Origin of the sequence: uncultured Clostridium sp. (assembly GCF_937920395.1) — a bacterium.
GTDB lineage: Bacteria > Bacillota > Clostridia > Clostridiales > Clostridiaceae > Clostridium_AD.
In genome coordinates, this window is sequence record NZ_CALEVF010000178.1 from 1 (window position 1) to 6,827 (window position 6,827).

The following is a 6,827-nucleotide window of genomic DNA, read 5'->3' on the forward strand; positions in this document are numbered from 1 at the left end:
CTGGTTGTGAAATAGATTTGTACTCAGGGTTTAAAACTGTGGATTATTCTGTGGATTCTGTGGAAAATTATGTAAATAAAATTAACTTATCCACAGAAAGTGGTAAAATTGGTCATAAAGGATACATAACAGACATACTAAAACCACAAGATTATAGAACGGTTATTTGTTGCGGACCAGAAATTATGATGAGAAAAGTTATAACTATGTGTAACGATGTTTACGTTCCAGTATATGTGTCTATGGAAAATCATATGGCATGTGGAATAGGTGCATGTCTTGTTTGTACTTGTAAAACTAAGGGTGGTAATAAGAGAACGTGTAAAGATGGCCCAGTGTTTAACGGAGATGATTTGATATTTAATGACGTTTTGCAGGTTGTTAATACAGCTCCAAAGGAGATGATTTAATGACTAAAGTAGAGTTATGTGGAGTAGTTTTAAAAAATCCTATTATAGCTGCATCTGGAACTTTTGGATTTGGCGATGAATATAAAGATTATTACGATGTAGGAAGACTTGGTGGCATATCTGGCAAGGGTCTTACACTACATAGTAAACAAGGTAATGATGGAATAAGAATTTATGAATCACGTGGTGGAATGCTAAACAGTGTAGGGCTTCAAAATCCAGGTATTGAAAAGTTTATAACTGAGGAACTTCCATTGATGGTTAAGTGCGACACAGCTATAATCGCAAATGTTGGTGGTAGCACGGTTGAGGAATATATGGCCGCAATAGAAAGATTAAATAATGAGGCAGTAGATATAATTGAGTTAAATATATCTTGTCCTAATGTACTATGCGGAGGTATGGCTTTTGGAATTAAATCAAAAGTGGCATATGACGTTGTACGCCAGGTGAAAAGTGTATGTAAAAAACCTCTTATGGTTAAGTTATCACCAAATGCAGAGGATATAGTAGATATGGCGTATAAATGCTGCGAAGCTGGAGCGGATGCTTTATCTTTAGTAAATACTTTCAAAGGTATGGCAGTAGATATACATAGTCGTCGTGCAGTATTTAATAACATATATGCAGGGGTATCCGGACCGGCAATAAAACCAATGGCACTTAGAATGGTTCATGAAGTATGCAAAGCCGTAAATGTTCCAGTTGTAGGCATGGGTGGTATATCAACATTTGAAGATGCAATAGAATTTATAATGGTTGGAGCGCAGGCAGTTGGAGTTGGAACTGCAAATTTCATAAAACCTGATGTTTGTTTAGATATAATAGAGGGAATTGAGAAGTATATGATAAAAGAAGGCATTAAAGATCTAAGTGAGATTAGAGGAATTATATAAAACAGGAGGAGATTATATGAATATAAATGTTTTAGATATATTAAAAGAATCAGGTGCATTACTCGAGGGACATTTTCTTTTGTCATCAGGAAGACACAGCAATAGATATTGTCAATGTGCAAAATTGCTTCAGTATCCGGATAAGGCTGCCAAGGTTCTTAGTATGGTAGTTGACAAAATTCATGACATAGATTTTGATATAGTAGTTGGACCTGCAATGGGCGGAATAATAGTAGCTTATGAAGTAGGTAGACAAACTGGAAAGCCTGCTATATTTACTGAAAGAGTAGACGGAAGGATGGAGCTTCGTCGTGGCTTTGAAATTACTAAAGGACAAAAAGTTTTAATTACAGAGGACGTAGTGACTACTGGTAAATCTTCTTTAGAAACAATAGAAGTTTTAAAAGGACTTGGAGCAGAAGTAGTTGGTATATGTTGCATAGTAGATAGAGGAAGTAGCGCTATTGATTATCCAATATACAGTGCTATAAAACTTGATATCGAAAGTTATGATCCAGCGAATTGCCCACTTTGTAAAAGTGGATCACCATACATAAAACCTGGAAGCCGTAACATAAAATAAGAGGGGATCCATTTTCTTCGTCAATGCTATAACGAGAAGTATATATTGCTTGAATGATTTCGCTTTGCTAAGTAATTCTAAAATTTGATTTATTAATATCTGTTAAAAAATGCAAACTCGCGTTGCTCAAACATGCATTTTTATTTACGCAGCTATCAATAAATTAAATTAAGAATTACTAAGCTTGCTCAAATGCATTTTTCGCAATATATACTTTTGTTAACATTTGCGAAGAAAATTCTCTAGTTCGGTGAAAGGGCGGAGAGTATCTTTTGAAAAATATGTGTGAAGGTAAGCTCCAAATGGAGGCTTACCTTATTTAGGGTTAATTTAATATATTTTGTAATGAAGCAAGCTCCAATGGAGGCTTGCAATATTAAAATTTAAAGGTAAAAAGTGAAATACAAAACATTCTATATTTTTAATATAGTTCTTAGCAAATCTAATGATTGTGATCAGTTTTTAAATATACTTTGTTTATTTAAGTTAAGTTGACTTGATGTTAGCTGAATGAATAATTCCTCAATTGCTGATATGCTTGCTACAGCACAAAGTATATACAGCAATATAGTTGTATGAATATAGGGAAGCATTAGTGGGAATATGAATAAAACTATGCCGGTAATTTTGTTCCCATAAGTGTGAAGACTTGCAAATGTCTTGTATTTTTTAAGAGCTATAGCCATGGATGTTAGTCTTAAAATTGCAATTGAAATAACCCAGTTGATGATTTTAGTTGATGGATTTATGATTGGATAAAGTATAAATAATAGTACACCTATCATTATCATGTCAGCTATGGAATCAAGTTTTGCACCAAGTGTGCTTATTGTCAGCGTCTTTCTTGCGATAAATCCATCCATAATATCACTTAATCCACAGATAATATATATTACAAAAAAGGCTAGACTTAATGGGATAACTAAAATCAAAACAAGAGAAAAAAATATTCTACTAAAGGATATATAATTTGGTATTGATTTCATCTTATCACCTCCATTATTAATTCTTAGTAGATATTCGCCAATAGTTTATTAAATAAGAAAAAGGATACAATAATATTTTTATTTGATTTTTAGAATATATATTAATTTTAATAAAATTATAACATATTTTCTATATTATAATTTGTATTTTCATCTTTAAAATTATTAATGAAACTGGCAAATTTATTTAGGTACGCAAAAACAATAAGACCACCTTATCAAGAAAAGTTGCATTATATAAAAAGTAAAATATGTTATATTTATTATATGGTATAATTGGGTAAACAAGATTTATATGAGGAGGACGTTATATGGGCATTTGTGATAAGGTTTCAAAAGGGGTAAACATAAGTGGTTCACATTCAAAAAATATAGATAATTTTAAGATAAATAATATTACAAGTAATGATATTCCAGAAATTCGTAAGTGCGTTAGTGAATGTTATCCACTTGATTTGCATACACCATATACATATTGGGTAATTGCTAATTTTTTTAGTGAGTGTTCATTTAAAATTTCCTATGATAATAAGATTATAGGATTTATAACTTCCATAAAATCATTCAATAATGTATTTTTTATATGGCAAATGGCGATATTGCCTGATTTTAGAAAAATGGGCTTATCTCAAATTCTAATTGATAATGTTGTTGAAGTGATAAAAAAACAAAATATATATTCACTTTATGTCTCGATTGATGCAAATAATATAAAATCAAAACATTCATTAAGTAAATATGCAACAAATAAAAATTATACATTTGTAAAAAGTGGAGAATTACATATAACAGATTTATTAATAAAAGACTTTGCTGAAAACGAAAATATCTACGAGTTATCTTTTCGCATATAATGTAAGCAATATATGTAAAGTACGTTAAAATAATTTAACGTTTCAGCTCCTTAGGAGATGATTTAATAGTTGAGTAAAAAACAGTACTTAAAATAATAATGCCTCCTAGGATTTCTCTTAATGTTGGAATTTCTCTTAAGAGAAAAACAGCAAAAACAATACCGTAAACTGGCTCGAGACTAGCAATAATACTTGCTGTTTGCGTTTTGATGTTTTTTAAACCATTTATGAATAATGAATGAGAAATTCCAGTAAAAACAATACCTAATAACACAAGTACTAATATATCTTTAAGACTAAAAATTGGTTTATTCAAAAATAAAAAAGGAATTAGTACAATAGTAGCAATAGATTGTTCATAAAAAGCAATTACAATGCTTGAATATTCTTTTACAAATCTTTTATTAAGCATTGATAAAATAGCATATGTAAATCCAGATACTATTCCCCACATAACTCCTTTTGTTGAACTGTTTCCAAATTGAAACTTTGGAATAACAAGCATGACCCCTAATAATGTAACAATCGCAATTAAAACATCAAACAACTTAAGCCTTTCCCTTAAAAAAAACGGCTCCAAAAAAGTTACAAAAACAGGGAATGTTGAAAATGTTAATAATCCTATCGCTACTGTCGACACTTGAATTGACTCAAAAAAGGTACTCCAATGAATTGCTAAGAGAACTCCCATTATTATCAAATAAAAATAATGTTTTTTCTTCTTTAGTTTTAGTTCCTTCTTAACATATAAAATAAGTATCAATAAAAAAATACTTGAAAAGAAAGCTCGCCCAAGAACTATTATTGTTGAAGGAAGCATAAGAAATTTCCCGAATAATCCTGATAAACCAAATAAAAAAACTGCTGAATGAATTTCCATTAAATTTTTATTCTTCATATTCATATAATAGCCCCCTAGACAATGATCCCAAATAGATATAAATTATATCATCATTATATGAATGAGGTAGTAATTAGTAAGTATTAATCAAAAACAAGCGCCTATGATATACTTTAAAAATAGAAACTATTTTTGTAAATATGAGGTTAATAAGCATGATATATCCATATTAAATTAATTATGATAAAGAATCATCCCAAAATCACAGAGAGTTTGAGCCTTTTCTTGACACGAGTCTAAAAAATCTGAGAGCGGATTGTGAAAAATGTTTTGGGTTATATTTGGACATGTTTTTTTATTGAACTTATTTAGTACTAGTATTTATAGTTTTTTATTAATTAATTTTTCTACAAAAGTTTTTGTAATTAATTGTGGTCTTGTAATAGCAGATCCAACAACTAAACTAAAAATACCTAATTGTTTTACTCGTTCAGCTTTTTCTGGCGTATTAATATTACCTTCTGCAATAACTTTGTTAGAAACTTTGTTTAGAATTTGTCGTAAGATATCAAAATCATTTTCTTCAATTTTGTCGCCTTCACTTTGTTTTGTATATCCCACCAATGTTGTTCCGATAAAATCAAACCCTAGTTCATCAGCATATATGGCTTCTTCCACAGTAGAACAATCTGCCATTAACAATTGATTAGGATACTTTTTACGAACTTGCTTATAAAAAGTAGTTAGTTTTAAATTACAAGGACGAATGGAGCTGGTTGCATCTAATGCAATAATTTCAGGACCAACCTCTATCAGCTCATCGATTTCTTTCATCGTTGGAGTTATATAAACTACGCTATCTTCATAGTCCCTTTTTATGATACCAATAATAGGAAGTTTTACATTTTTTCTAATTTCGATAATATCTTCTTTCGTATTGGCTCTTATTCCAGCTGCACCACCTTCTGCTGAAGCAAGGGCCATTTTCCCCATAATGAAAGAAGAGTATAACGGCTCATCAGGTAAGGCTTGGCAGGAAACAATTAATCTACCTTGTAAGTTTTCTATCCTTTTATCCATTTGTAATAGCACTCCTTTTTCTTTAAACGGTTACACTAAGTATAGATGTAAATGAGAATAATTTCAATGGAAAGAAAGATTTTAGTGTAAATGTAATATAGTATGAACTTTCTCCAGAAGTGATCTGATATAAGAAGAGCAAAACATTAGAATTTCTTTATCAACTTTCACGTTTCAATCTCTTATTTCAGGTCACGCAGGAGAAATTTCATATGGATGCTATTTGATATTAAGCAAAGTATCTATTAATGCTTGAAGCTTCTTAGTTTTATCTTTATCCATTGCTTCCACACCTTTTAATTTATAAGGTATCGATAACTCTTCATATTTACTAACTCCTAGAACATGATATGAAAGAAGTTCTACTTTATCTAAATTAGGTACCTCTTCCTTAATAATTTTTGCAAGGTTTGTTATATGCTCTATAGAATCTGTAATTCCGGGTACAACAACATGCCGTACCCAAACCCTAGATTTTGATTGTCGTAGGGCTTCTAAAAATATATTAACATCTGTTGTATCTTTTCCTGTTAGAGCAACATAACCTTTACCAGTTGTTTGTTTTATATCGAGTAGTACTAAATCTGTATACTTTAATATTTCATCATAACTACCATCACCAAAACCGGCAGTGTCTAGAGCAGTGTGAATGCCATTTTGTTTACACAATTTTAAACACTCAAGTAGAAATTCTGGTTGAAGCAGTGGATCTCCACCTGAGAAAGTAACTCCTCCGCCAGATCTATTAAAATACGGCTTAAATCTAATGATTTTTTGAACGATATCTTCAGGACTCATTTCTGTTCCACCACTCAACTGCCAAGTATCAGGATTATGGCAATAGGCACATCTCAATTTACAACCTTGAAAGAAAACTACAACTCTTATTCCAGGACCATCAACTAGTCCCATAGTTTCGATAGAATGGATTTTACCTTTTACCATATATATTCCCCCTTAGCTTTGAATGAAATAATTTTATGTTGAAAATTTTTATATTCATTTCATATTAAAACAAAAATGAAAATTATTTTTGCTTTAATATGGAATGAAATTATTTATTAAATTTATATAAAGTGAGAAGTACTTATAATAAGTACCTCTCATAATATACATTATTTTAAAATTAATTAGATTTTTTTATGGAAAGTTCTGCTTATAACTTCAAGTTGTTGTT

The 6,827-nt window shown here is 30.5% G+C and carries 8 protein-coding genes and 1 pseudogene; 5 read left to right on the forward strand and 4 right to left on the reverse strand.

The genetic code is table 11. From position 1 onward, the window contains the following. The 3 genes and pseudogenes from Q0649_RS11575 to pyrE all read left to right on the forward strand — a co-directional run. Positions 1 to 410, forward strand: a pseudogene (locus Q0649_RS11575) (hypothetical protein); the annotation flags it as partial. Continuing rightward, positions 410 to 1,306 (forward strand): dihydroorotate dehydrogenase, encoded by an 897-nt coding sequence (locus tag Q0649_RS11580; RefSeq protein ID WP_298841851.1) that lies wholly within the window; start codon positions 410 to 412, stop codon positions 1,304 to 1,306. The pseudogene Q0649_RS11575 and the gene Q0649_RS11580, both read left to right, overlap by 1 nt. Before the next feature lie 16 nt (positions 1,307 to 1,322). After that, complete coding sequence (pyrE, locus tag Q0649_RS11585; RefSeq protein WP_298841853.1) at positions 1,323 to 1,889, forward strand: orotate phosphoribosyltransferase; 567 nt, start codon at positions 1,323 to 1,325, stop codon at positions 1,887 to 1,889. A gap of 455 nt (positions 1,890 to 2,344) precedes the next feature. On the opposite strand, the gene Q0649_RS11590 is transcribed toward pyrE, so the two are convergent. Beyond that, positions 2,345 to 2,875, reverse strand: coding sequence for a CDP-alcohol phosphatidyltransferase family protein (locus tag Q0649_RS11590; RefSeq protein WP_298841855.1), 531 nt, complete (start codon positions 2,873 to 2,875; stop codon positions 2,345 to 2,347). 311 nt (positions 2,876 to 3,186) lie between these two features. Between Q0649_RS11590 and Q0649_RS11595 the strand changes: the two genes are divergently transcribed. Next, a complete protein-coding gene (locus Q0649_RS11595) occupies positions 3,187 to 3,729 on the forward strand; it encodes a GNAT family N-acetyltransferase (RefSeq protein ID WP_298841857.1) in 543 nt (180 codons plus the stop codon). A gap of 34 nt (positions 3,730 to 3,763) precedes the next feature. Here the strand turns inward: Q0649_RS11595 and Q0649_RS11600 are convergent, their stop codons facing one another. Together Q0649_RS11600 and Q0649_RS11605 are read right to left on the reverse strand one after the other, a co-directional pair. Then, entirely contained in the window at positions 3,764 to 4,633 is an 870-nt protein-coding gene (locus Q0649_RS11600) for a DMT family transporter (RefSeq protein WP_298841860.1), read from the reverse strand. Between the two features lie 318 nt (positions 4,634 to 4,951). Next, entirely contained in the window at positions 4,952 to 5,614 is a 663-nt protein-coding gene (locus Q0649_RS11605) for an N-acetylmannosamine-6-phosphate 2-epimerase (RefSeq protein ID WP_298841868.1), read from the reverse strand. On the opposite strand from Q0649_RS11605, the gene Q0649_RS11610 reads away from it, so the two are divergent. Further along, positions 5,565 to 5,705 carry a hypothetical protein gene (locus Q0649_RS11610; protein ID WP_298841871.1) on the forward strand — a complete coding sequence of 47 codons (141 nt, stop codon included), beginning with the start codon at positions 5,565 to 5,567 and terminating at the stop codon, positions 5,703 to 5,705. The genes Q0649_RS11605 and Q0649_RS11610 overlap by 50 nt on opposite strands. A 164-nt stretch (positions 5,706 to 5,869) precedes the next feature. Here Q0649_RS11610 and pflA read toward each other — a convergent pair whose 3' ends face one another. Continuing rightward, positions 5,870 to 6,595: a pyruvate formate-lyase-activating protein gene (pflA, locus tag Q0649_RS11615; RefSeq protein WP_298841863.1), complete on the reverse strand. Its 726-nt coding sequence runs from the start codon at positions 6,593 to 6,595 to the stop codon at positions 5,870 to 5,872. Positions 6,596 to 6,827: the final 232 nt, after the last annotated feature.

What these genes read in the sequence shown, in the direction of transcription:
- Q0649_RS11600 (WP_298841860.1), bottom strand. Translation starts at nt 4,633, where the DNA reads ATGAATATGAAGAATAAAAATTTAATGGAAATTCATTCAGCAGTTTTT.
- Q0649_RS11580 (WP_298841851.1), top strand. Translation starts at nt 410, where the DNA reads ATGACTAAAGTAGAGTTATGTGGAGTAGTTTTAAAAAATCCTATTATA.
- pyrE (WP_298841853.1), top strand. Translation starts at nt 1,323, where the DNA reads ATGAATATAAATGTTTTAGATATATTAAAAGAATCAGGTGCATTACTC.
- Q0649_RS11595 (WP_298841857.1), top strand. Translation starts at nt 3,187, where the DNA reads ATGGGCATTTGTGATAAGGTTTCAAAAGGGGTAAACATAAGTGGTTCA.
- Q0649_RS11590 (WP_298841855.1), bottom strand. Translation starts at nt 2,875, where the DNA reads ATGAAATCAATACCAAATTATATATCCTTTAGTAGAATATTTTTTTCT.
- Q0649_RS11610 (WP_298841871.1), top strand. Translation starts at nt 5,565, where the DNA reads ATGAAAGAAGAGTATAACGGCTCATCAGGTAAGGCTTGGCAGGAAACA.
- pflA (WP_298841863.1), bottom strand. Translation starts at nt 6,595, where the DNA reads ATGGTAAAAGGTAAAATCCATTCTATCGAAACTATGGGACTAGTTGAT.